The sequence below is a fragment of the Thalassovita sp. genome (assembly GCF_963691685.1).
In the GTDB taxonomy this organism is placed as follows: domain Bacteria; phylum Pseudomonadota; class Alphaproteobacteria; order Rhodobacterales; family Rhodobacteraceae; genus Thalassobius.
Window position 1 is genome coordinate 1,242,344 of the sequence record NZ_OY829290.1, and the last position, 20,669, is coordinate 1,263,012.

Sequence of the window (20,669 nt, forward strand, 5' to 3'; positions counted from 1 at the left end):
GATGATCGTCAAACTTCTGTCCGGCGACCAGCCACGTTCGCGTATTCTGACCCCCATTTTGCTGCTGATCCTTGTCTGCCTTGCAGGTGCCCCGTTCATCTTTGACGGCGTGCGTCCCTTGGACACGGCGGCGCGGATTTGCATCTTCATCGTTCTGGTGGCCAGCTATGATCTGCTGCTGGGCTATGGCGGCATCGTCAGCTTTGCCCATACCATGTTCTTCGGGCTTGGCGCTTATGGCGTGGCGCTGGCCTCGACCCATATGGGGCGCGGCTTTGATGCCCTGCTGCTGGGATCCATTGCCGGGGCTCTGGCGGCTGTTGTTCTTGCCCTGCTGATCGGCCTGTTTTCCTTGCGGGTGCGGGCGATCTTCTTTGCGATGATCACCCTTGCGGTGGCCTCAGCCGTGGCGGTGCTTGTGTCGCAATTCTCCGGCCTTACCGGGGGGGAGGATGGGCTGACCTATAAGATCCCGCGGGTTCTGACCTCCGCCAATCGCATGGGGGAGTTTCTGGGCACCAAGATCAGCGGCAAGATCCTGAATTACTATCTGATCTTCTTTGCCTCGCTGGCCCTGTTCCTGATCCTGCTGCGTATCGTCAATTCACCCTTTGGTCGGGTGCTGCAGGCGATCCGCGAAAATGACTTCCGCGCCGAAGCGATCGGCTATCGCGTGGTCTGGTACCGCACTGTGGCCACATGCCTGTCGGCAGCCACGGCAGCGCTGGCGGGTAGCCTGTTTGCAATCTGGCTGCGCTATGTGGGTCCGGACACCACGCTGAGCTTTGAGATCATGTTGGACATCCTGTTGATGGTGGTGATTGGCGGCATGGGCACGATGTATGGCGCGGTGATTGGGGCGGTGCTGTTCATCATGGCGCAGACCTATCTGCAGAACCTGATGGGCGTGGCCTCAGAGGCGACCCATGGGCTGCCGCTGCTGCCTGATCTGTTGGAGCCGGACCGCTGGCTGATGTGGCTGGGCATCCTGTTCATCCTGTCGGTCTATTTCTTCCCCACCGGCATCGTTGGCCGCCTGCGTAAGCGGGGCACTTCATGAGCCTGCCTGTCCTTTTCCTGCATGGCTGGGCGATGCGCGGGGACCTTTTTGAGGAGGTGACACGGCGCCTTGGGCCGGGCTTTGACTGTCACGCGCCGGATTTACCCGGGCACGGCAGCCGCGCCGATCAGCCCGGCGGGCTGGAGGCCTGCGTGGATCTGGCCTGTGACTGGATCTCGCGGTTGGATCGCCCGCTGGTTATTGGCTGGTCGATGGGGGCAGGTGTCGCCTGGCGCAGCATTGCGCGCAGGGGCACGGCGGGGATCCGCGGTTTGGTCACCATCGATATGAGCCCGCGCATGTTGCCCGCCAATGATTGGGACATGGGTATGATTGCCAGCGGGGCTGAGGCGATCCTTGCCACCTCGGATAAGATCATACCGGAATGGCCCCGCATGAGCGGCAGCATCGCCCGCACCATGTACGCCCGCACCTCTGACCCGCGGCCCAGCAGAGAGGCCATTGAGGAGATGTTGCTGGCGCAGGATCCGCGTCACCTGCGCCCTGTCTGGGATGATCTGGTGGCGATGGATGTGCGCGACACGATTGCCGACATCTATGTGCCCTATCTGGTATGCACCGGCGCGGACAGTCGACTTTACCGTGAAGACGTGGCGCAGTGGATCGCTGCTGAGGCACCACAGGCACAGGTGGCGCGGTTTGCCCAGTCAGGCCATTCGCCACATCTGGAACAGCCCGAGGTCTTTTGTGATGCCATTTGCCGCTTTGTTGCGGCACAAGGGTGGGTAAGCCACATCCCCGAGCAAGAAGGCCAGACATGACCATTCAAACCACCGCCAAACCCAAAACCAAACGCGGGCTGGAACGCCGGGCCAAGATCCTTGCCGCGGCAGAACAGGTGATTGGGGAAAAGGGGTTCGTGGCCGCCTCCATCGCGGATATCACCCGGGCGGCCGACACTGCGTCGGGCACCTTCTACATCTACTTCTCTGGCAAAGACGAAGTGTTCCGGGAACTTGTGCAGGACATGGGGCACGCGACACGTTCGCAAGCTGCCGAGCGGGTCGCAGGGGCCGCCAACCGGTTGGAGGCAGAGCGTGCCGGCCTTGCCGCCTATCTGACGGTCGTGCGCGACCGGCCCATGCAATACCGCATCGTGGAAGAGGCGCGTTTCGTCGATCCCGAGGCCTACCGCGAATACTACACCGAGTTTGGCAAAGCCTATAGTGACCAGCTGCAACAGGCGGCGGAGAAGGGTGAGATTTCAGCCGGCGATGCCGAGGTGCGGGCGTGGGCGCTGATGGGGCTGGCCAAAACCCTTGGGGAGCGTTTCGTGATGTGGGAAGACAACGTCGACATCGATCGCGTGGTTGAAGAGGCGCATAGCTTCATCTGCAACGGGTTGGCCCCATGACCGATCGGCTGACCTGTGACCTGACCGAACTGCCCAGCGGCGAAGAGTGTTTTCACATCAGCCTTCACGCGCCACGGGCCAATTCCCTTGTGCCTGCGTTCCTGACGGATCTGCACCATGCCTTTGACCATTTGGAGAAATCCGGCGCGTCCAAGTCGCTGATCACTTCGGGGCGCAACTTCTCCTCAGGTGGGGATGTGGCGGGTTTCTACGGCGCCGCGCATCAGGATCGGGCGGAGGCTTACGCGCGTGATGTGGTGCCCCAGCTGCAGGATCTGGTCCTGCGGATGATCGAAGCACCAGTGTTGATCGCAAGCGCTGTGCGCGGTGCTGCGACCGGCGGCTCGGCAGGTTTGGTTTTTGCCTCTGATCTGGTGACCGCGGCGCCAGACGCCTTTGTGCAGCCCTATTATGGCATCATGGGCTACGCGCCGGATGGCGGCTGGACGGCCACCCTGCCTGAATTGATCGGGCTGGGCCCGGCGCGGGGCTGGTTGATCGCCAATAGTCGTCAAAAGGCGCCGGATTTACTGCAGATGGGCCTTGCACAGGCGGTTTCGGGCGAACCCGAGGCGCAAGCGCTGCAATTGCTGGAAAATGTGGAAACCGGCACGACCCTGGCCAGCAAACGCCTGTTGTGGACGGCGGACCGTGTGGCCCGTGTGCGTGCGGCCTTGAGTGCGGAAACTGAGGCCTTTGTGCAATTGATCGGGCGGCCAGAGGTGCTGGCGCGCATGAATGATTTCCTGAACCCAACCGGGACAGAATGATGTTTGATCTGATACCTGACATGGCCGCAAAACGGGCCGAGTTGACGCCAGATGCACTGGCTTTTGAGGACACTACAACCGGCCTCAGCTGGAGTTTTGCCAAGTTCAATGCGGCTGCAGATGCGGTCGCCGCTGGCCTGACCGCACGGGGGCTGGTCGAAGGTGATCGGGTGGCGATCCTGTGCCAGAACCGGGCTGAATTTTTCGTAGCACTCTTTGCCTGCCAGAAGACCGGCCTGATCCTCTGCCCGTTGAACTGGCGTCTGCCCGCGCCTGAGCTGACCGAGGTTGTGACCGATGTCGGGATCTCGCTGTTCCTGGCCGATGCTGCCTTCACAGATGTGGCGCAGGCTGTGGCCTCGGCTACCGAAACTCCGCTCCTGTCCATCGAACAGGATCTGACCGGCTGGATCGCAGCAGGCGGGCCGACCCTCAGCGCCGCAATCCCGGCGGAGCGGCCCTGGTATCTGCTGTTCACCTCCGGCACAACGGGAATGCCAAAGGCGGTGATCCAGACGGCGCGGATGGCTTGGGCCAATGCGGTCAACATCGGTCAGGCGATCGATATTGCCGCCACCGACCGGGCGGCGTGTTTCCTGCCGCTGTTTCATACCGCTGGTATCAACCTTTACACCTTGCCGATCTTCCTGACCGGGGGGCTTTCGACCATTCTGGCCAAGTTTGAACCCGATGAGGTGCAGGCATTGCTGGCCTCAGGACGGATCAACCAGTTCTTCGGTGTGCCCGCGATCTATCAGGCGCTTTCGCTGATGGAGACTGTGGATGACATTGACTGGCACTCGATCAAATGTGGCTGCGGTGGCGCGCCACTGCCCGAACCACTGATCCACTTTTTTGCTGAAAAAGGTGCTTATGTGCTGAACGGCATGGGCATGACAGAAAGTGGCCCCACAGTCTTCCTGATGGATCCGGGACATGCGGCGGATAAGATCGGATCGGTCGGCAAACCCCAAAGCCTGGCCGAGGTGCGACTGGCCGGTGTCGACGACGGCGCTGAAGGGGCGGGGGAGTTGCAGCTGCGCGGTCCCGGTATCACCCCCGGCTATTTCCAGAACCCAGAGGCAACCGACAAGACCTTTACCAAGGATGGCTGGCTGGCCACCGGTGATGTCGCGCGGCGGGATGCGGATGGGTACTATTACATCGTTGACCGGATCAAAGACATGTTCATCTCGGGTGGTGAAAACGTCTACCCGGCGGAGGTGGAGCGGGTGTTGAACAGCCACCCGGCCATTTTGGAAACCGCAGTGATCGGCGTGCCCGATGCCAAATGGGGTGAGGTCGGCGCGGCCTTTGTGCTGCTGCGCCCCGGCGCCACACTGCAGGCTGAGACCCTGCGCCCCTGGGCCCGTGAACGCTTGGCCGGATATAAGGTGCCGGCCCATGTGCGGATCGTCAAAGACTTCCCGCGCACAGCGGCGGGCAAGGTCTGCAAACCCGATCTGAGACAGGAGTTTGAGGATGCTTGATCTGCAAGAGGTCTGGGTGCCAAGCCAGGCGGAGTTTGATGCCTTCGCCGCCGTATCCGGTGATGACAACGCAATCCATGTCGATCCGGATTTTTGCGCCGCTACTACATTTGGGCGCACCGTCAGCCATGGCATGCTGATCTACAGCAAGCTGTGGGGCATGCTGAAACGCCATGATGCAAGCCTCAGGCAGGTCAGCCAATCGATGATGTTTCCAAATCCGGCCTTCACTGGGGAGGCACTGGATCTGCGCATCGTGGAAACCAGCCCGGGCCAGTTGACCATGCGGGTGACCCGCGTGGCCGATGGGGCGGACTGTCTGGTCGGGGAGGCCGAAATCACATGTTGAGCCTTGGACAGTTTGCCGAAGTCACCCGCAGCTATAGCGCCGCAGACCTGCAGGCCTATCAACGCCTCAGCGGGGCGGTGGGCGACAGTGTGCCTGAGCCCCTGATCGCGGGTCTGTTTTCTTACTTGTTGGGCGTCAAACTGCCGGGATCCGGCACCAACTACCTAAAGCAGGAACTGGCGTTCAAAGCGCCCGCACCTCTGGCGACACCCCTGACGGCGCGGGTGGAGATCACTCGCCTCAGGGCCGACAAACATCTGGTTGATCTTTGGGCTAGCTGTACGGCGCCGGATGGCACGGTGATCTGCGAAGGGCGCAGTTTGGTAAAGGCCAAGGACGTGCAGGGCGCTTTTGCCGCCTAGCGTTTGCTAACTTACTGTGGCGCCCGCGTCAGTTCGGCGGACAGCTGGGTCAGCAAGGCTGAGATCATGTTGAACGACAACAGCGCGCTGGCGCAGCGATGCGTCCCGTCGTGGAAGGTCAAAGAACCTGAGGATGCGCCGCGTGACCGCAGCTGATCTGGCTGCGAAAACACCTTGGGATCGCGGTTTGCTGCGGCGAGGGACAGGAAAACCGCTGTATCGGCTTCGACCTCAACACCACACAGCGTGATCGATCTGGCAGCGGCACGTTTCAGCATGGGCTGTGGTGGCGTCAGGCGCAAAATCTCTTGGATCAAGGTGCTGCTGTCATTGTTTAGCTGTTGCGCCAGCGATGGGGTTGCGCCCAGCGTGGCCACCAGATGTTTGAGCGCCGCTGCGGTGAATTGAATGCCAGTCACAAAAACACCCAGCGCACAATCGGCCGCCTGTTCCGGTGTCAGTTTGCGATGTTGCAGGGCGGCCAACAGGCCTTGCTGTTCAGGCATCGTGGCGGCGGCCCAGTCTTGCAGATCAGCATGGAACATCGCCACGCTTTCAACGGTCACCTGATCGCCGGTCTGCTCGGCGATGGTCAGCCCCTCCAGCATTGCCTGATATCGCGGTGCCTCGCTGGCGGGCAGCCCTGTAAATTGACACAGCGCAGCAAAGACAAAGCGATCAATCAGCGCGGCATAATCCAGTGACGACTGCGGTGGGTTCTGTTGTCGAATGATGTCTGAGGCGATCTGCGGCAGCAGCGTGTTATGCTCGTGCAGGCAGTGCAGATGGGCCTCTTGCAGGACGGTCTGTTCAATGGCGGCTTTGGTATTGGTCAGGCGGTCGTAGAGGTTGGCGAGTTCTGGCGATTGCGCAACGCCCTGCTGCCGCGGGGGCGTGCAAATGAGGTCCGGATGTTCCAAAGCCTCTTTCACCTCACGATGGCCGGTCAGCAGCAGGGCGTTGCTGCCGCAGCGCAGAATGGGCGTGTCCTGACGCAGGCGCAGCAGTTGCGGCACGCTCATCGCGGTGATCGCCTCTTCGGTGAGATGGGTCACCGGTAGGGCGGCAGATGGATTAGGCTGGAGGTTGTGCATTGGAGTCACCACCCGATGCCCGGCACCGAGGGGGACGGTGTGTCATGTGAACTTGGCGTGTGTGCGTTTGGCAAAGCACAGCTGCTGCGCATCAGGTAAACCTTTGTCATCGTTGAAATACGTTTTGGCCAAATTCAGCCCCCTGAAACGACGTATAAATGCCGGTCGGGAACCCACGGAAAAGTTGAATGCGCGCAACTTAACGGCATTTTCACAAAAGTGTAGAAAAATTCATCTTAGAGTCGTGTTTTTTTGAGTCGCGCTTTTGGGCGTAACCGGGAAGGCGGTAACCCTAGCCGGGACTGGCCTGCTGCAAGCGTTTGAAGCTCATCGAGATATGGGCCCGTTGCAACTGCGCCAAAGCGGCCGGATCCTGTGCATCCAGCGCAAGTGAGATTGCTTCGAGTTCATGATGGAAAATGCGGAACTCTTCCTGCAGGTCCAGTTTGGCCTGCATCGCCAAGGTCAGCCAGATCCGTTTGGTTTGATAATAGAGCCGTTCCTGCACCTGCCGCAGGGGCTGATTGCCGATCAGCTCCAACAGGGTCTGGAATACCTCAATGTCAAACTCGGTAAAGACACGTGCAGTGCCGCTATCAACAATGTCTGCACTGCGCTGCAACAGCGCATCAAAGCGGGCGCGATAGGCCGCGTCAGCCGGGATCGGGTCCAGACGGCCGGTCAGCTCCACCAGCTCCAGCCGGAGTTGGTAGACCTGTTCCAGTTCGGCAAGGCTGGCATCGGTCACAAAGGTGCCCACACCGTGTTGGGACTGCAGCAGCCCTTCGTCTTCCAACCGGGCCAGCGCCCGGCGCAGCGGGGTGCGGGAAACGCCGAAGTCTTCGGCCAGCTCCGTCTCAGACAGTTTCATGCCCGGCGGGTAGTCCAGCAGGCAGATACGCCGGCGGAGCTCATGATGGATCGCCTCATGCCTGTCACGCGCGCCGGTTTCTGCCATTCCCTCAGTTCCCTAATCGATGCCCCAGTTTTTCCAACATGGACAGGCAGTGCTGAAGCTGGTCCAACGCCAGATATTCATCTGCCTTATGCGCCTGCTCAATGGAGCCGGGGCCGCATACAATCACATCTGTTCCCAATGCTTGGAAGATACCCGCCTCGGTGCCAAACGCAACCAGATCTGCGCCATTGGCCCCTGTCAGCTCGGCGACGATCCGTTTGGCTTCGTTATCGTCCGTGGGGGTTAGCCCGGCCACTTCGGCGATCACCTCCAGATCGATCCGGGCGTCGGGATGTACGGCACGCATCGCAGGCTGCAGCGTGTCATCGCAATAGCGTTGCAGTTCTGATTTCACAAAATCCGCGTCGCTGGTCTGCACCGGGCGCATTTCCCAATCGATGCGGGCGGTGGAGGGGATCACGTTATTGGCCACCCCACCGTTCAGCGCGCCGACATTGATGGTTGTCCAGGGCGGGTCAAATCGGCTGGTTTCTGGCGCCATCGCGCGCAACCGATCCTTCAGTTCCAGGATTTTGGCCACATAGCGGCTGGCGTATTCCACCGCGTTGACGCCCTGATCCGGCAGGGAGCCATGGCCGGCAAGCCCGTGAAAATGGGTGCTGTACTCATAGCAGCCCTTGTGTCCCTCAATGATCCGCATTTCTGTCGGCTCACCGATGATGGCGATGCCGGGGGTGAGGCCGCGGTCTGCCAGAACCTGCCCCAGATGCTGCGCCCCGAAACAGCCGATTTCCTCATCATAGGTGAAGGCGAAATGCACCGGCCTGTCGGCCACCCGCCGTGCAAATAGCGGCGCCATGGCCAGGGTGGCGGCGATAAAGCCCTTCATATCGCAGGTGCCGCGCCCGTAAAGCCGGCCGTCCCGTTCGACCATTTCGAACGGATCGGTCTGCCACTGCTGATCGCTGACCGGCACAACGTCGGAATGGCCCGACAGCAGGATGCCACCGTCCTGTTCCGGCCCCAAAGTGGCAAAGAGGTTGGCCTTGGTCCCGCAGGGGGACAGGATATGGTCAACCTTGGCGCCGACCTCTTCCAGCAGACCGGCCGCATAGGCGATCAGATCAAGGTTCTCGTCCGCCGAAACCGAAGGGAAAGCGATCAGATCGGCCAGAATCTCCTTGGTGCGCGCAAGCGTTGTCATGGTTTGACAAACAGTTTGCGGTCAACTGAACAGAGCGGCTCCGCAGCGCCGCCTTCGGTGATCAGAATGGTTTCGGTTGTTTCCAGCCCCCAGCTGTCCATCCAGAGCGCTGGCATGAAGTGGAAGGTCATCCCCGGCTCCAGCACGGTGGTGTCTTCGGTCCGGATGGAGGCCGTGCGCTCACCCCAATCGGGCGGGTAGCTGAGGCCGATCGGATATCCCATCCGTCCCGAGCGTTCGATCCCATGTTTCGCCAGCACATCCATAAAGGCATTGGCGATATCGCAGGTGCGGTTGCCGGCCTTGGCGGCCTCCAACCCGACGGCAATGCCTTCAAGCTGCGCCGCCTCCGCCGCCAGCATCTCAACCGGTGGGGTGCCAAGATAAACCGTACGGCTGAGCGGGGCGTGATAGCGGCGATAACAGCCCGAAAGCTCAAAGAAGGTGGCCTCCCCTGATTTCATCGGCGCCCCGTTCCAGGTCAGGTGGGCGGCGGTGGCATCCAGGCCCGAGGGCGTCAGCGGCACGATGGCGGGGTAATCGCCCCAGATGTCATCCACCCCTTTGATGCCGGCATGGTAAATCTCGGCCACCAGATCGTTCTTGCGCAGCCCCGGCTCGGCCCGTTCAAGCGCTGTATGGATGACCTTATCGGTGATCCGCGCCGCCTTGCGGATGAAGCTGATTTCCTCCCCGGATTTCACCAGACGCTGCCAGTTCACCAAGGCGGTGGCGTCACAGAAGGTTGCGCCCGGCAGTTCCTCCACCAGAACCGCATGGGCCTTGGCCGAGTAATAGTAATTCTCCATCTCGACGCCGATGCGTTTGCCCTCAGCGCCGAGAGCCTTGATATGACCGGCCAGGTCCTGCATTGGATGGCGCTCGGTGGACTGCACATATTCATCGCCATAGCCGTGCACATGGCTTGGCGCCATCCAGCAGGTGCGATTGGCGCCCACACTGTCCATATAGCGGCCCCACCAAATCGGATCGCCTTCCAAGCCCAGCAACACACCCTGATGCACGTAGAAAGACCAGCCATCATAGCCGGTCAGCCAGGCCTGATTGGAGGGATCGGTGACAAAGATCAGGTCCAGACCTGCCGCAACCATCGCGGCGCGGGTCTTGGCAATGCGTCGGTCATATTCGGTGCGGCTGAAAGGCAGATCTTTGAGTGTCATGCAGGGCTCACTTGTTGTGTACATATTGGGTGGTGTTGCCGAGTGAAATTCAGTTATTTCTAGATTCGGCATCGATTTGGTGCTGATAATCGGTTGGTGTGGAGCTTGCGTCAATCATCTTGTATACAAGTGGTGGTGCGGAGCCGAAAATTCACCGGTGCCCGTAGGCCAGTTTGGACCCGAAAATGCAGCTAGATGACCGAGATATCGCAATTTTGCAGGTGCTCACCCAAGAAGGGCGCATCACCAAAACCGCTCTGGCGGATCGAATCGGCCTGTCGCCCACGCCCTGCTGGGACCGCCTGAAAAAACTGGAACAGGCCGGCCTGATCGAAGGCTACGGCGCGCGTATCAACCTCAAGAAGCTGGGCCCCCATGTGACCATTTTTGTGGTGGCGGAATTGCAGGATCATACTGCCGCTAGTTTCCGCAGTTTTGAGGCGGCGCTGCAGCGCTATGACGAGGTCACCGGCGCCTGGGCGCTGGGGGGCGGGTTTGACTATCTGTTTCAGGTCGTGACCCCGGACATCGATGCCTATCAGCGGCTGATGGATACCATGCTGGAGGCGCGGATCGGTCTGGCGCGCTATTTCACCTATGTGGTCACGAAACCGGTCAAGGGGCAGGGGCTGCCGCCGCTGGAACTGCTGCTTTCCTCTGCGCGAGGCGGGGAATGACGGCGCATTTTTCTGCCAATGCCTGCAACTTCGGTCCAATCCTCTGCCCATCCCGCGCCAGACTTGCCGCCAGACATGGAGGCAGGGCAATGGACCACAAGGATCTGATCACCGCTGCGGGCATCACGGATAAGACCCTGATGCGCAGCTTTTCTTACATCAACGGCAAATGGTGCGCCGCCTCTGATGGCGCGACGTTTCCTGTAACCGATTCGGCGGATGGCGCGGTTGTGGGTGAGGTTGCCAGCCTATCGGCGTCCGGGGCCGCGGGTGCCGTAGATGCGGCGCAGGCGGCTTTCTCAGCGTGGTCACAACTGCTGCCGCAAGACCGTGCCGCAATCCTGCGCCGCTGGGGCGCGCTGCAGCTGGAACATCGCGAAGACCTTGCCCGTCTGATGGTGATCGAACAGGGCAAACCCCTGTCCGAAGCCCGGGGGGAGATCGATTATGGCGCGGGGTTTGTGGAGTTCTACGCCGAAGAGGCCAAACGCCCCAACATTGAAGGTGTGACCAGCCATCTGCCCGATGCCGAGGTTGAGCTGTGGCGCGAACCCGTCGGCGTTGCCGCGCTGATCACCCCGTGGAATTTCCCCTCAGCCATGTTGACGCGCAAAGCCGCCGCTGCACTGGCGGCGGGCTGCACTGCGGTCTGCCATCCCTGCGCAGAAACCCCGTTCAGCGCGCTGGCCTTGGCGGAACTGGCCGAACGGGCGGGCATCCCCGCCGGTGTGTTCAACGTGGTGACGGGCGATGCGCCCACCATCGTGAAACCCTGGACCGAAGACGCCCGCGTCCGCGCCCTGTCGTTCACCGGTTCCACGGAGGTGGGTAAACTGCTTTACCGCCAGTCCTCGCAGACCGTGAAGACACTGGTGATGGAACTGGGGGGCCATGCGCCGGTGATCGTTTTTGACGATGCCGATCTGGACTGCGCCGTTGCCGAAACGATCAAGGCCAAATTTGCCACCACCGGTCAGGACTGCCTGGGGGCAAACCGCATCTATGTGGACCGCGCGATCTATCCTGAATTCTGCGGCAAGTTCACAGAAGCCACCAAGGCGCTGACCCTCGCGCCGGGGATGGAGGACGCTGACCTCGGCCCAATGATGAACGAAAAGGCGGTGGCCAAGCAGGTAGAACACGTCGCCGACGCCTTGGCCAAAGGCGCGCGTCTGACCTGTGGCGGTAAACGCGACCCGCTGGGGCCGCTGTTCTATCAGGCAACCGTTCTGGTGGATGTGCCCGAGGATGCCCTGATCCTGCGCGAAGAGACCTTTGGCCCCGTTGCGGCGATCCTGCCCTTTGACAGCGAAGAAGAGGTCATCGCCAAGGCCAATGACACCGAATACGGCCTTGTTGCCTATGTCCACAGTCAGGATCCCCGCCGGATCTACCGCACCTCGCGCGCGCTGCAGTTTGGCATGGTGGCGGTCAATCGCACCAAGGTCACCGGCGCGCCGATCCCCTTTGGCGGCACCAAACAGTCGGGGCTGGGCCGTGAAGGCGCCCGTCAGGGCATGGAGGCCTTTACCGAGATCAAATACCTCTGCCGCGACTGGGGGCAACCCCGCGTTGGCCAATGAAACATGGGGGCAACGCGCCCGCCGAAACGATAAAACAAGAGCCGGCCACACAACAGGCTGGCGCAGAAAGGACCTGAGATGTTGAAAAACGATCAGCTGGCGGAATGGGACCGCGATAACTTCTTCCACCCCTCGACCGCTCTGGGCGCCTTTGCCCGGGGCGAGTTGGACAACCGCGTGGTGAAAATCGCATCGGGCGTGTTCATCGAGGACCGTGAAGGCAACAAACTGCTGGATGCTTTTGCGGGCCTCTACTGCGTGAATGTCGGCTATGGCCGTCAGGACATCGCCGAAGCCATTGCCGATCAGGCGCGCGAATTGGCCTATTATCATTCCTACGTGGGCCACGGCACCGAAGCCTCGATCACCCTGTCGAAGATGATCCTCGACCGTGCGCCGGACAATATGTCGAAGGTGTATTTTGGTCTGGGTGGTTCTGACGCGAATGAAACCAACGTCAAGCTTATCTGGTATTACAACAACATCCTGGGCCGTCCTGAGAAGAAGAAGATCATCTCGCGCTGGCGCGGCTATCACGGGTCCGGTCTGGTCACAGGGTCGCTGACGGGGTTGGAGCTGTTTCATAAGAAGTTTGATCTGCCTGTTGAACAAGTGATCCACACTGAGGCGCCGTATTACTTCCGCCGCGATGATCTGGACATGTCTGAAGAGCAGTTCGTGGCCCATTGCGCGTCTGAACTGGAGGCCCTGATCGAGCGTGAAGGGGCCGACACCATCGCCGCCTTCATCGGCGAGCCGGTTCTGGGCACCGGCGGCATTGTACCGCCGCCCGCAGGCTACTGGGCGGCCATTCAGGCCGTGTTGAAGAAACACGATATTCTGCTGATTGCCGATGAGGTGGTCACCGGTTTTGGCCGTCTGGGCAGCATGTTCGGCTCGGAACATTACGGGATTGAGCCTGACATCATCACCATCGCCAAAGGCCTGACCTCGGCCTATGCGCCGCTGTCGGGGTCCATCGTCAGCGATAAGGTCTGGGCCGTGCTTGAAAAAGGTACCGATGAAAACGGCCCGATCGGTCACGGCTGGACCTACTCGGCGCATCCGATCGGGGCGGCGGCGGGTGTTGCCAACCTCAAACTGCTGGATGAGCTGAACCTTGTCAGCAATGCGGGTGAGGTTGGGGCCTACCTGAACAAATCCATGGCTGAGGCGCTGGGCGAACACGCCAACGTTGGGGATATTCGCGGTGAAGGTATGCTTTGCGCCGTGGAATTTGTGAAAGACCGCGAAAGCCGGACCTTCTTTGATGCCGCAGACAAAATCGGCCCGCAGATCGCCGCCAAACTGCTGGAGCAGGATAAGGTCATCGCCCGCGCCATGCCGCAGGGAGATATCCTGGGCTTTGCACCGCCGTTCTGCCTGACCAAGGATGAAGCTGACACTGTGGTTGCGGCCACGGCCCGCGCGGTGAAGGCCGTGCTGGGGTAAGCGTCTTGCCTTGCCAAACCATGCCTTAACAGGCATTGGCAGGCCAACCGGGGCACCCTGCGGGGTGCCCCTCGTCGTTTTAGGAGGGATGTTGAATGAGCTGTGCAGTTTGCGGAGCCACCGAACAGTTGGAAACCATCACCGTTGCGCCGCGCGAAGATGAGGTGCAACTTTGCGCCACGTGTCGCGATGGCCTTACCTCTGACCTGCAGGATATTCCCCATTGGCGTTGTCTGAATGAAGCGATCTGGTCAACGGAGCCTGCAGTACAGGTGCTGGCCTGGCGGTTTTTGAACCGTTTGCCCGCTGCCTGGGCACGGGACCTTCTGGACATCGCCTATCTGGAGCCTGAGGTGCTGACCTGGGCTGAGGCCGGGCTGGAGCAGGTGCCTGACGTTATCCACCGTGACAGCAACGGCGCGGTATTGGCGGCTGGCGATACGGTGGTGCTGATCAAGGACCTGCCAGTGAAAGGCGCGGGCTTTACTGCCAAACGTGGCACCGCTGTGCGCAATATCTCATTGGTGGCCGACAATGAGACGCATATTGAAGGCCGGGTTGAGGGCCAGCGGATTGTGATCCTCACCCAGTTTGTAAAGAAAAGCTGAACAGCGGCGCTGACAGGGTCTCACAGGCGGTTTGCAGCGTGCTGTAATGCCCGCCGCCATGCACCCGCTGAATTTCCGCCTCATGTGGCAGGGCGCTGCGCAACGCTTCGGCCATGGCGATGGGGGCCCAGGTGTCACGATCGCCATGCCATAGGGTGACCGGTGCTTTCACCTCCTCCAAAACGCCGGTCCAGTCGCTGACATAGTGGCGCAGCAGCGCTTTATAGGCATTGGGGTGGTCGTGATAGGCGGCGCGCAGGGCGGCCAACAACAGCCGCCGTGCGTCGGGCTGCGCGGCCCAGTCCTTTTCGGCCACGCCGGCCTTGGCAAACAGTTGGCGCAGCAGAAACTCCGGGGTGTAGCGCAGCATTGAGCCTTGCGCTTTGGTCAGCAGGCCCAGACCGGGGCCCTGTTTTTGGGCCAGTTTGAACACGGGCGCACCGGCCATTTGGCGCAGAAAATCGCCAAGCTGTAATGGCGCGGCGGCGGAAATCAGGGTTATTTGCCCAACCTTTTCAGGCCGCGCGGCTGCGATGTGCAGCGCCACCATGGCGCCAATGGAAAACCCGATCAGATGCACCGGTGCGTCAGCCGTGGCAAATCTATCGAACTGCGCGATCCAGGCCTCGGGTCCGGTGATCTCACCTGCATCTAGCAAATTTGGGGCGTGGATTTTTTCCGGATCAGGCCAAAGCGCCTTGGCATCCATCGGGCTACCGGGAATGCCGTGACAAAAGTAATAGGGGGCGTGGGTCATAGAGTGGTCAGAAACTTATTCGGTTGATTAATTCCCGACCATGCTACACCGATGATTGCAAAAACCAATGGTTTTAAGGTGCATTGCTGATGCGACATAACATCAGGGCGGTGCGGTCGGTTAAACCTACCCGCGCTTAAGGGGTGAGCTGACCACAAAGAAAAAGCCCGCCAATTTGGCGGGCTTCTTAGATGTTACTGGGCAACTAGCGATTAGTCGCGGGTGCCCGAAAACTTTTCCTGCCACTCTTCGCGCTGCTCATCGGTGATCTTGGCGAAGAGCACATCGGGAACGGTGAAGGCATGACCGGCGGGCAGGGCATTCAGCGCCTCAGCCACGTCACCGGGCCAGCTGTCATCTGTGGTGCCCATGGCCGCCAGCATTTTGGCGGCGGTGAAGGGGATGAAGGGGGCCGACAGAACCGCGTAAAGACGGATCAGGTTCAGGCCCAGACGCACCTGCGCGGCGGCCTGTTCGGGATCGGTTTTGAAGGTCGACCAAGGGGCCGCGGCCTGCAGGTATTCGTTCCCCGCAACCCAGATCGCCCGCAGTTCCTGCGCCGCTTTGCGGACCTCTTTGTCTTCCATGAAGCCTTCATAGGCGCGCACCTTGGTAGTCAGGTCGGCGATCAGCGCCTGTTCCTGTTCGCCAAATGCGCCACCTTCCGGCACGGCCTCGGAGAATTTCGAGCGGCAGAACTTGGTGATACGGCTGACAAAATTGCCCAGCACGTCGGCCAGGTCCTTATTCACCGACTGCTGGAAGTTTTCCCAGGTGAACTCACTGTCCGAACTTTCCGGTGCGTGGCTCAGGAGCCACCAGCGCCAGTAGTCAGCCGGCAGGATTTCCAGTGCCTGATCCTGGAACACGCCACGCCCACGCGAGGTGGAGAATTGGCCGCCATCATAGTTCAGGTAGTTGAAGGATTTGATGTAATCCACCAGCTTCCACGGCTCACCCGAGCCAAGGATGGTCGAGGGGAACGACAGGGTGTGGAAGGGTACGTTATCCTTGCCCATGAACTGGGTGTAGGTCACATCCTCCGCACCCTTATCGGTGCGCCACCAGCGTTCCCAGTCGCTGCCTTTGCCAGCCGCGACCCATTCCTGCGCACAGGCGATATATTCAATTGGTGCGTCGAACCAGACGTAGAAAACCTTGCCTTCCATACCGTCCCAATCCTGATCGCCGCGCTTGACCGGCACGCCCCAATCCAGATCCCGGGTGATGCCACGGTCCTGCAGCCCGTCACCATCATTCAGCCATTTCTTGGCGATGGAGGTGGTCAGCACCGGCCAATCCCCTTTGCTGTCGATCCAGTCGTTCAGCTGGTCCTTCATCTGGCTCTGGCACAGGTACAGGTGTTTGGTCGCGCGCATCTCCAGATCGGTGGAGCCGGAAATGGTGGAATAGGGATTGATCAGATCTACTGGGTCCAGCTGCTTGGTGCAGTTGTCACACTGGTCACCCCGGGCGCTGTCAAAGCCGCAGTTGGGGCAGGTGCCCTCAATATAGCGGTCCGGCAGGTAGCGGCCGTCAGCATTGGAATACATCTGATTTTCAGAAACTTCGCGGATCAGGCCCTTGTCCGCCAGAACCCCTGCGAAATGCTGGGTCAGCTGTTTGTTTTCCTCAGATGACGACCGGCCAAAGTGATCAAAGCTAAGGCCGAAACCCGCCGCGATCTCAGCCTGTCTTTCGTGCAGCTCAGCGCAGTAGCCCGCGACGTCCTGGCCCGCTTTGGCGGCGGCCAGTTCGGCGGGGGTGCCGTGTTCGTCCGTGGCGCAGATGAACATCACCTCATGGCCCCGGCCACGCTGATAGCGTGCAAAGAGGTCCGCAGGCAGCTGAGAGCCCACGAGGTTACCGAGGTGTTTGATCCCATTGATATAGGGAAGTGCCGAGGTGATCAGATGCCGTGCCATAAACCCAAGTCCTGATATACGTGTTGAGACCCCCTTTAGCGCAAGGGCGCGACCTGTGCCACCGCTAGATGCTGATTTGCCTGTCATGCTGGGTGAGGGCGGGTGTTGAGCCTGCGTCCTCCGGGCTTAAGGGCGGGATTGCACCGATCAAATTGAAAAGTAGGCGGCTGCAGGTTGGCGCTAACATTTTTCGCCTTTCTCACCGGCTGGGGCTGGTTTGTTGCAGTTGCCGCAGTATGTTCGCCTAAAGCGTGGGTATTTAAGACGAGGGAACGCGTCATGCAAAAGAACGAAATGGGCCGCACCGGGGTGATGGTGACGGATATGTGCCTGGGAACAATGACCTTCGGCACCCAAACGTCAGAGGCAGAAGGCCACCGCCAGATCGATATGGCGCTGGCGCATGGCATCAATTTCATGGACACCGCAGAGATGTATCCGGTGAACCCGGTGTCGAAAGAAACCATTGGCCGCACCGAAGAAATCATCGGCAACTGGATCGCCGCCAACCCCAGCCGCCGCGATGAGTTTGTGCTGGCCACCAAACATTCCGGTGAAGGTCTGGCCGCCGTGCGTGACGGTGCCGCGATCACCGCTGAAACCATCCCGGCAACGATTGAGGCATCCCTCAAGCGGCTTAAGACGGATTGCATCGACCTCTATCAGTTTCATTGGCCCAACCGGGGCAGCTACATGTTCCGCAAACATTGGCATTTCGATCCGTCGCATCAGAAAAAGGACGACACGATCGCCCATATGGAGGATGCGCTGGGCGCGCTGCAGCGCGAAGTCGACAAAGGCAATATTCGCCATTTTGGCCTGTCCAATGAATCCGCCTGGGGCACCACGCAATGGGTCAGCACCGCGGATCGTCTGGGTTTGCCACGGGTGGCGACCATTCAAAACGAATATTCGCTGCTGTGCCGGATGTATGACACCGATCTGGCCGAGGTGTCGGTGAACGAAGACGTTGGGCTGATCTGTTATTCGCCTCTGGCGGCGGGCCTGTTGTCTGGCAAATATCAGGGCGGCGCCCTGCCGGAAGGGTCGCGAATGGCCATCAACGGCGATTTGGGGGGGCGCAAAACGGATCGTGCCTTTGCCGCCGTGGATGCCTATCAGGCCTTTGCAAATGAACATGGTTTGGACCTGATCAACATGGCGCTGGCCTGGGCGCGGCAGCGTCCGTTCATGTGCTCGGTCATTTTTGGGGCCACCACTGAGGCGCAGCTGCAGCATATTCTTGAGGGCACTGAACTGGTGCTGTCAGATGAGGTGATGGCGGGGCTGGATGCGGTGCATAAGACCCATCCGATGCCGTTCTAAGGGGCCAATTCGATGTTGATGAAAACTGTGTTGGCGGCCGGCCTGGTCGCAATGGGGGCCGCCGCCGCGGCGGCACCCCCCGCGTGGGAGGGACGCTGGGCGATGAATTCCGCCTGGTGCGCCAAGCAAAGCGATGTTGAGGATGAGAGCCCGGATTATTACGGCGTAGACGGGTTCTACGGTCAGGAATGGGGCTGTGAGATCCTGAATATTCAGGAGACTGGGCTGAAAAACAGCTGGTCGCTGAAGCTGGAATGCTCACTGCCCGGCGAAACCTGGGAAGAAGAGCGGCTGATGCTACTGACTAATTTTGACCGGTTGATGTTCGTCTTCACCAGTGGCGACATGTTTGATCTGGTGCGCTGCCCGGCCTTGCCTGAGTAAACCCGAACGTAAGGACGCGCTGTGGAAAACACGCTTTGGATTTTTGTCGCCGTTGCGGCGGCCGGGTTTCAGACCCTGCGCTTCATGTTGCAGAAGTCACTGTCGATGGGCACCCTTTCGGCAGGTGGGGCGACATTGGCGCGGTTTTTGTTCTCCGCACCTTTTGTCGCCGCTCTCGCACTGGGATACCTTTCTTTCAGCGGGGCGGATTGGCCCGCGCTTGGCAACCGTTTCCTGCCCTTTGCGCTGGTGGGCGCCATGGCGCAGATCCTTGCGACCTGGTGTGTGGTCGCGCTGTTCCAACATCGCAACTTTGCTGTTGGGATCACCTTTAAGAAGACCGAGGTGGTGCAAACCGCGCTGGTTGGATTTCTGGTGCTCGGCGATCGCATCTCCTTCGGTGGGCTGATGGCGATCCTGATCGGGTTGTTGGGGGTTCTGGTCCTGTCCGATCGGCCCGAGGGTGGCGCGGGGCTGAAGCGGTTTCTGAACAAAGGCGCAGGGCTGGGACTGCTGTCCGGTGCCTTTTTCGCCGTATCTGCCGTTGGTTACCGGGGCGCCACGCTGGAGGTCGGCAGCGACGATCCGCTGATGCGGGCGCTGATTTCCCTGATGGTGGTGACCGCCAGTCAAAGCGTCGGGCTCGGCAGTTATCTGATCTGGCGCGAGCCGGGGGAAGTGGGCCGAGTCCTTGCCAGTTGGCGCAGCTCCATCTGGATGGGGCTGGCCAGTTTGGGCGGCTCACTGGGGTGGTTTTTGGCCTTCACCCTGCAAAATGCGGCCTATGTTTTCGCCGTTGGTCAGGTGGAGGTCATCTTCTCCATCCTGATTTCGGTGCTGGTGTTCAAAGAACAGATCAGCCGCCGCGAAGGCGCAGGCATTGCCTTAATTACGGCAAGCGTGCTGACATTGGTCCTGTTCCTTTAAGGCGCAGGAACAGGTTCTGCTCATCGTCGTTTTTGAAAAACGGGACCGAGGCCGGGGGCTCAGGCCGGTGCAGACGCCCGGCCACCTCGGCCAACACAACTTCTGTGATGAAGGGCAGATCAAACTCGCGCACTTTGGGCAGCGGGATCCATTGCAGATGTGACAGCTCATCAGATGCGGCTGAGAAATCATCCAGATCACTGGCAATCGCCGCCGCATCAATCAGGAAAAACCGGGCATCAAACCGACGTGGACGACCCGGCGGTGTGATGGCGCGAAACACAAACTGCAGCGCATCCGCAGCGGGCCGGTAGCCTGTCGCGGCAAAGCTCTGCCAATCGGCGGGGGCATCGGCCCAAGCAGATTTCGCACCCAAAACCAGCCCGGTTTCTTCCCACAATTCGCGAATGGCGGCCACCGCCAAAGGATGTGACAGATCGCTACCTGCATCTTCGCGGATGCGATCCCGGCAGACCTCTGGCAGGTCAGTGATCAGCGAAATCTCGGCGTCTTCAGCGTCAACTGCGCCGCCGGGGAAGACAAATTTATTCGGCATAAACGCCGCCTTGGCGCCACGCTGGCCCATCAGAACATGCGGGTCACTGTCCCGATCACGCAGCACAATCACTGTGGCCGCATTGCGGATTGCCGTCTTATCCATCTTTCCCCTAACTCGCCTCAAACCTCAGCAGGTCAGCCGGCTTTTGCAAATCCATGCATCCGCCGCGCCCACTGATAGCCGATCATTGCGCCTTTCAGTCGGGGCAAAAGGTAGAGCGAGAGGACAACGGTGCCAATACCGAAGATTTCGATCATCACCATTGGCGACGGGCGCCAGGTCTCAAATACGAACATCAGCAAAGGTGCCAGCAGGTGGCCCACGATCAGAATGGTCAGATAGGCCGGGCCGTCATCGGCGCGGTGGTGGTGGAACTCCTCACGGCACACCGGGCAGCTGTCGCGCACTTTCAAATAGCTTTTCAGCATCGGGCCATTGCCGCAGTTGGGGCATTTACGCCGCCAGCCTCGCAGGATTGCAGGTTTGGCCGGGCGCTCTTCTTGGCGGGCTTCTTGCGTCATGACTTGGGTCATAATGGGCACTCTCATTTCTTATCGGCAAAATCTGGGGCAATTCGATTGCAATAAAAACCCCACGAACGGTCGCCGCGTCGCGATGTCGCAAAATCTGACTAAGCGTTGCATCTTTCATGCCTGACCCAAGGGAT

At 60.2% G+C, this 20,669-nt stretch carries 22 protein-coding genes; 14 read left to right on the forward strand and 8 right to left on the reverse strand.

The window, feature by feature from the left end; genetic code table 11:
• The first annotated feature begins 1 nt into the window (after window position 1).
• From ACORLH_RS06060 to ACORLH_RS06090, 7 genes are read left to right on the forward strand one after another with little or no spacing between them, the layout of a single operon-like run.
• Entirely contained in the window at window positions 2-1,060 is a 1,059-nt protein-coding gene (locus tag ACORLH_RS06060) for a branched-chain amino acid ABC transporter permease (RefSeq protein ID WP_321831723.1), read from the forward strand.
• The gene (locus ACORLH_RS06065; RefSeq protein ID WP_321831724.1) at window positions 1,057-1,842 is read left to right on the forward strand and encodes an alpha/beta hydrolase; all 786 of its coding nucleotides are present in this window, start codon (window positions 1,057-1,059) and stop codon (window positions 1,840-1,842) included. Before ACORLH_RS06060 ends, ACORLH_RS06065 begins: the two co-directional genes overlap by 4 nt.
• Complete coding sequence (locus tag ACORLH_RS06070) at window positions 1,839-2,435, forward strand: TetR/AcrR family transcriptional regulator (RefSeq protein WP_321831725.1); 597 nt, start codon at window positions 1,839-1,841, stop codon at window positions 2,433-2,435. The genes ACORLH_RS06065 and ACORLH_RS06070 overlap by 4 nt, the downstream gene beginning before the upstream one ends.
• Window positions 2,432-3,205, forward strand: a complete 774-nt coding sequence (locus ACORLH_RS06075; RefSeq protein ID WP_321831726.1) for an enoyl-CoA hydratase/isomerase family protein — start codon at window positions 2,432-2,434, stop codon at window positions 3,203-3,205. Before ACORLH_RS06070 ends, ACORLH_RS06075 begins: the two co-directional genes overlap by 4 nt.
• Window positions 3,205-4,695: an AMP-binding protein gene (locus tag ACORLH_RS06080; RefSeq protein WP_321831727.1), complete on the forward strand. Its 1,491-nt coding sequence runs from the start codon at window positions 3,205-3,207 to the stop codon at window positions 4,693-4,695. Before ACORLH_RS06075 ends, ACORLH_RS06080 begins: the two co-directional genes overlap by 1 nt.
• Window positions 4,688-5,044, forward strand: coding sequence for a MaoC family dehydratase (locus tag ACORLH_RS06085; protein WP_321831728.1), 357 nt, complete (start codon window positions 4,688-4,690; stop codon window positions 5,042-5,044). The genes ACORLH_RS06080 and ACORLH_RS06085 overlap by 8 nt, the downstream gene beginning before the upstream one ends.
• Complete coding sequence (locus tag ACORLH_RS06090; protein ID WP_321831729.1) at window positions 5,038-5,406, forward strand: phosphate acetyltransferase; 369 nt, start codon at window positions 5,038-5,040, stop codon at window positions 5,404-5,406. Before ACORLH_RS06085 ends, ACORLH_RS06090 begins: the two co-directional genes overlap by 7 nt.
• Window positions 5,407-5,417: 11 nt before the next feature.
• On the opposite strand, the gene ACORLH_RS06095 is transcribed toward ACORLH_RS06090, so the two are convergent.
• The 4 genes from ACORLH_RS06095 to ACORLH_RS06110 form a co-directional block, all read right to left on the reverse strand.
• Window positions 5,418-6,500: a cytochrome P450 gene (locus ACORLH_RS06095; RefSeq protein ID WP_321831730.1), complete on the reverse strand. Its 1,083-nt coding sequence runs from the start codon at window positions 6,498-6,500 to the stop codon at window positions 5,418-5,420.
• 292 nt (window positions 6,501-6,792) lie between these two features.
• Window positions 6,793-7,458 carry a GntR family transcriptional regulator gene (locus ACORLH_RS06100; protein ID WP_321831731.1) on the reverse strand — a complete coding sequence of 222 codons (666 nt, stop codon included), beginning with the start codon at window positions 7,456-7,458 and terminating at the stop codon, window positions 6,793-6,795.
• Window positions 7,459-7,462: 4 nt separating this feature from the next.
• On the reverse strand, window positions 7,463-8,623 hold the full coding sequence (argE, locus tag ACORLH_RS06105) for an acetylornithine deacetylase (RefSeq protein WP_321831732.1): 1,161 nt from the start codon (window positions 8,621-8,623) through the stop codon (window positions 7,463-7,465).
• Complete coding sequence (locus ACORLH_RS06110) at window positions 8,620-9,804, reverse strand: M24 family metallopeptidase (RefSeq protein WP_321831733.1); 1,185 nt, start codon at window positions 9,802-9,804, stop codon at window positions 8,620-8,622. Before ACORLH_RS06110 ends, argE begins: the two co-directional genes overlap by 4 nt.
• Window positions 9,805-9,989: 185 nt before the next feature.
• Here ACORLH_RS06110 and ACORLH_RS06115 point away from each other — a divergent pair, with 185 nt between their 5' ends.
• The 4 genes from ACORLH_RS06115 to ACORLH_RS06130 all read left to right on the forward strand — a co-directional run bounded on the left by ACORLH_RS06115 (window position 9,990) and on the right by ACORLH_RS06130 (window position 14,124).
• Window positions 9,990-10,481 carry an Lrp/AsnC family transcriptional regulator gene (locus ACORLH_RS06115; RefSeq protein ID WP_321831734.1) on the forward strand — a complete coding sequence of 164 codons (492 nt, stop codon included), beginning with the start codon at window positions 9,990-9,992 and terminating at the stop codon, window positions 10,479-10,481.
• An 89-nt stretch (window positions 10,482-10,570) separates the two neighbouring features.
• Window positions 10,571-12,064, forward strand: a complete 1,494-nt coding sequence (locus ACORLH_RS06120) for an NAD-dependent succinate-semialdehyde dehydrogenase (RefSeq protein ID WP_321831735.1) — start codon at window positions 10,571-10,573, stop codon at window positions 12,062-12,064.
• A gap of 78 nt (window positions 12,065-12,142) precedes the next feature.
• Window positions 12,143-13,516 carry an aspartate aminotransferase family protein gene (locus ACORLH_RS06125; protein WP_321831736.1) on the forward strand — a complete coding sequence of 458 codons (1,374 nt, stop codon included), beginning with the start codon at window positions 12,143-12,145 and terminating at the stop codon, window positions 13,514-13,516.
• Window positions 13,517-13,611: 95 nt separating this feature from the next.
• Window positions 13,612-14,124 carry an alkylphosphonate utilization protein gene (locus tag ACORLH_RS06130; RefSeq protein ID WP_321831737.1) on the forward strand — a complete coding sequence of 171 codons (513 nt, stop codon included), beginning with the start codon at window positions 13,612-13,614 and terminating at the stop codon, window positions 14,122-14,124.
• On the opposite strand, the gene ACORLH_RS06135 is transcribed toward ACORLH_RS06130, so the two are convergent.
• Together ACORLH_RS06135 and metG are read right to left on the reverse strand one after the other, a co-directional pair.
• Window positions 14,099-14,881 carry an alpha/beta hydrolase gene (locus tag ACORLH_RS06135; RefSeq protein WP_321831739.1) on the reverse strand — a complete coding sequence of 261 codons (783 nt, stop codon included), beginning with the start codon at window positions 14,879-14,881 and terminating at the stop codon, window positions 14,099-14,101. The two genes, ACORLH_RS06130 and ACORLH_RS06135, sit on opposite strands and share 26 nt — an antisense overlap.
• Window positions 14,882-15,093: 212 nt before the next feature.
• On the reverse strand, window positions 15,094-16,806 hold the full coding sequence (gene metG / locus ACORLH_RS06140) for a methionine--tRNA ligase (RefSeq protein ID WP_321831741.1): 1,713 nt from the start codon (window positions 16,804-16,806) through the stop codon (window positions 15,094-15,096).
• Window positions 16,807-17,085: 279 nt separating this feature from the next.
• On the opposite strand from metG, the gene ACORLH_RS06145 reads away from it, so the two are divergent.
• The 3 genes from ACORLH_RS06145 to ACORLH_RS06155 all read left to right on the forward strand — a co-directional run bounded on the left by ACORLH_RS06145 (window position 17,086) and on the right by ACORLH_RS06155 (window position 19,443).
• Window positions 17,086-18,132 carry an aldo/keto reductase gene (locus ACORLH_RS06145; RefSeq protein ID WP_321831742.1) on the forward strand — a complete coding sequence of 349 codons (1,047 nt, stop codon included), beginning with the start codon at window positions 17,086-17,088 and terminating at the stop codon, window positions 18,130-18,132.
• Window positions 18,133-18,144: 12 nt separating this feature from the next.
• On the forward strand, window positions 18,145-18,516 hold the full coding sequence (locus ACORLH_RS06150; protein ID WP_321831743.1) for a hypothetical protein: 372 nt from the start codon (window positions 18,145-18,147) through the stop codon (window positions 18,514-18,516).
• An 84-nt stretch (window positions 18,517-18,600) separates the two neighbouring features.
• Window positions 18,601-19,443 (forward strand): EamA family transporter, encoded by an 843-nt coding sequence (locus ACORLH_RS06155; protein ID WP_321832783.1) that lies wholly within the window; start codon window positions 18,601-18,603, stop codon window positions 19,441-19,443.
• Here the strand turns inward: ACORLH_RS06155 and ACORLH_RS06160 are convergent.
• Both ACORLH_RS06160 and ACORLH_RS06165 read right to left on the reverse strand, forming a co-directional pair.
• The gene (locus ACORLH_RS06160; RefSeq protein ID WP_321831744.1) at window positions 19,406-20,104 is read right to left on the reverse strand and encodes an NUDIX hydrolase; all 699 of its coding nucleotides are present in this window, start codon (window positions 20,102-20,104) and stop codon (window positions 19,406-19,408) included. The genes ACORLH_RS06155 and ACORLH_RS06160 overlap by 38 nt on opposite strands.
• 32 nt (window positions 20,105-20,136) lie before the next feature.
• Window positions 20,137-20,535: a DUF983 domain-containing protein gene (locus ACORLH_RS06165; protein ID WP_321831745.1), complete on the reverse strand. Its 399-nt coding sequence runs from the start codon at window positions 20,533-20,535 to the stop codon at window positions 20,137-20,139.
• Between the last annotated feature and the right edge of the window lie 134 nt (window positions 20,536-20,669).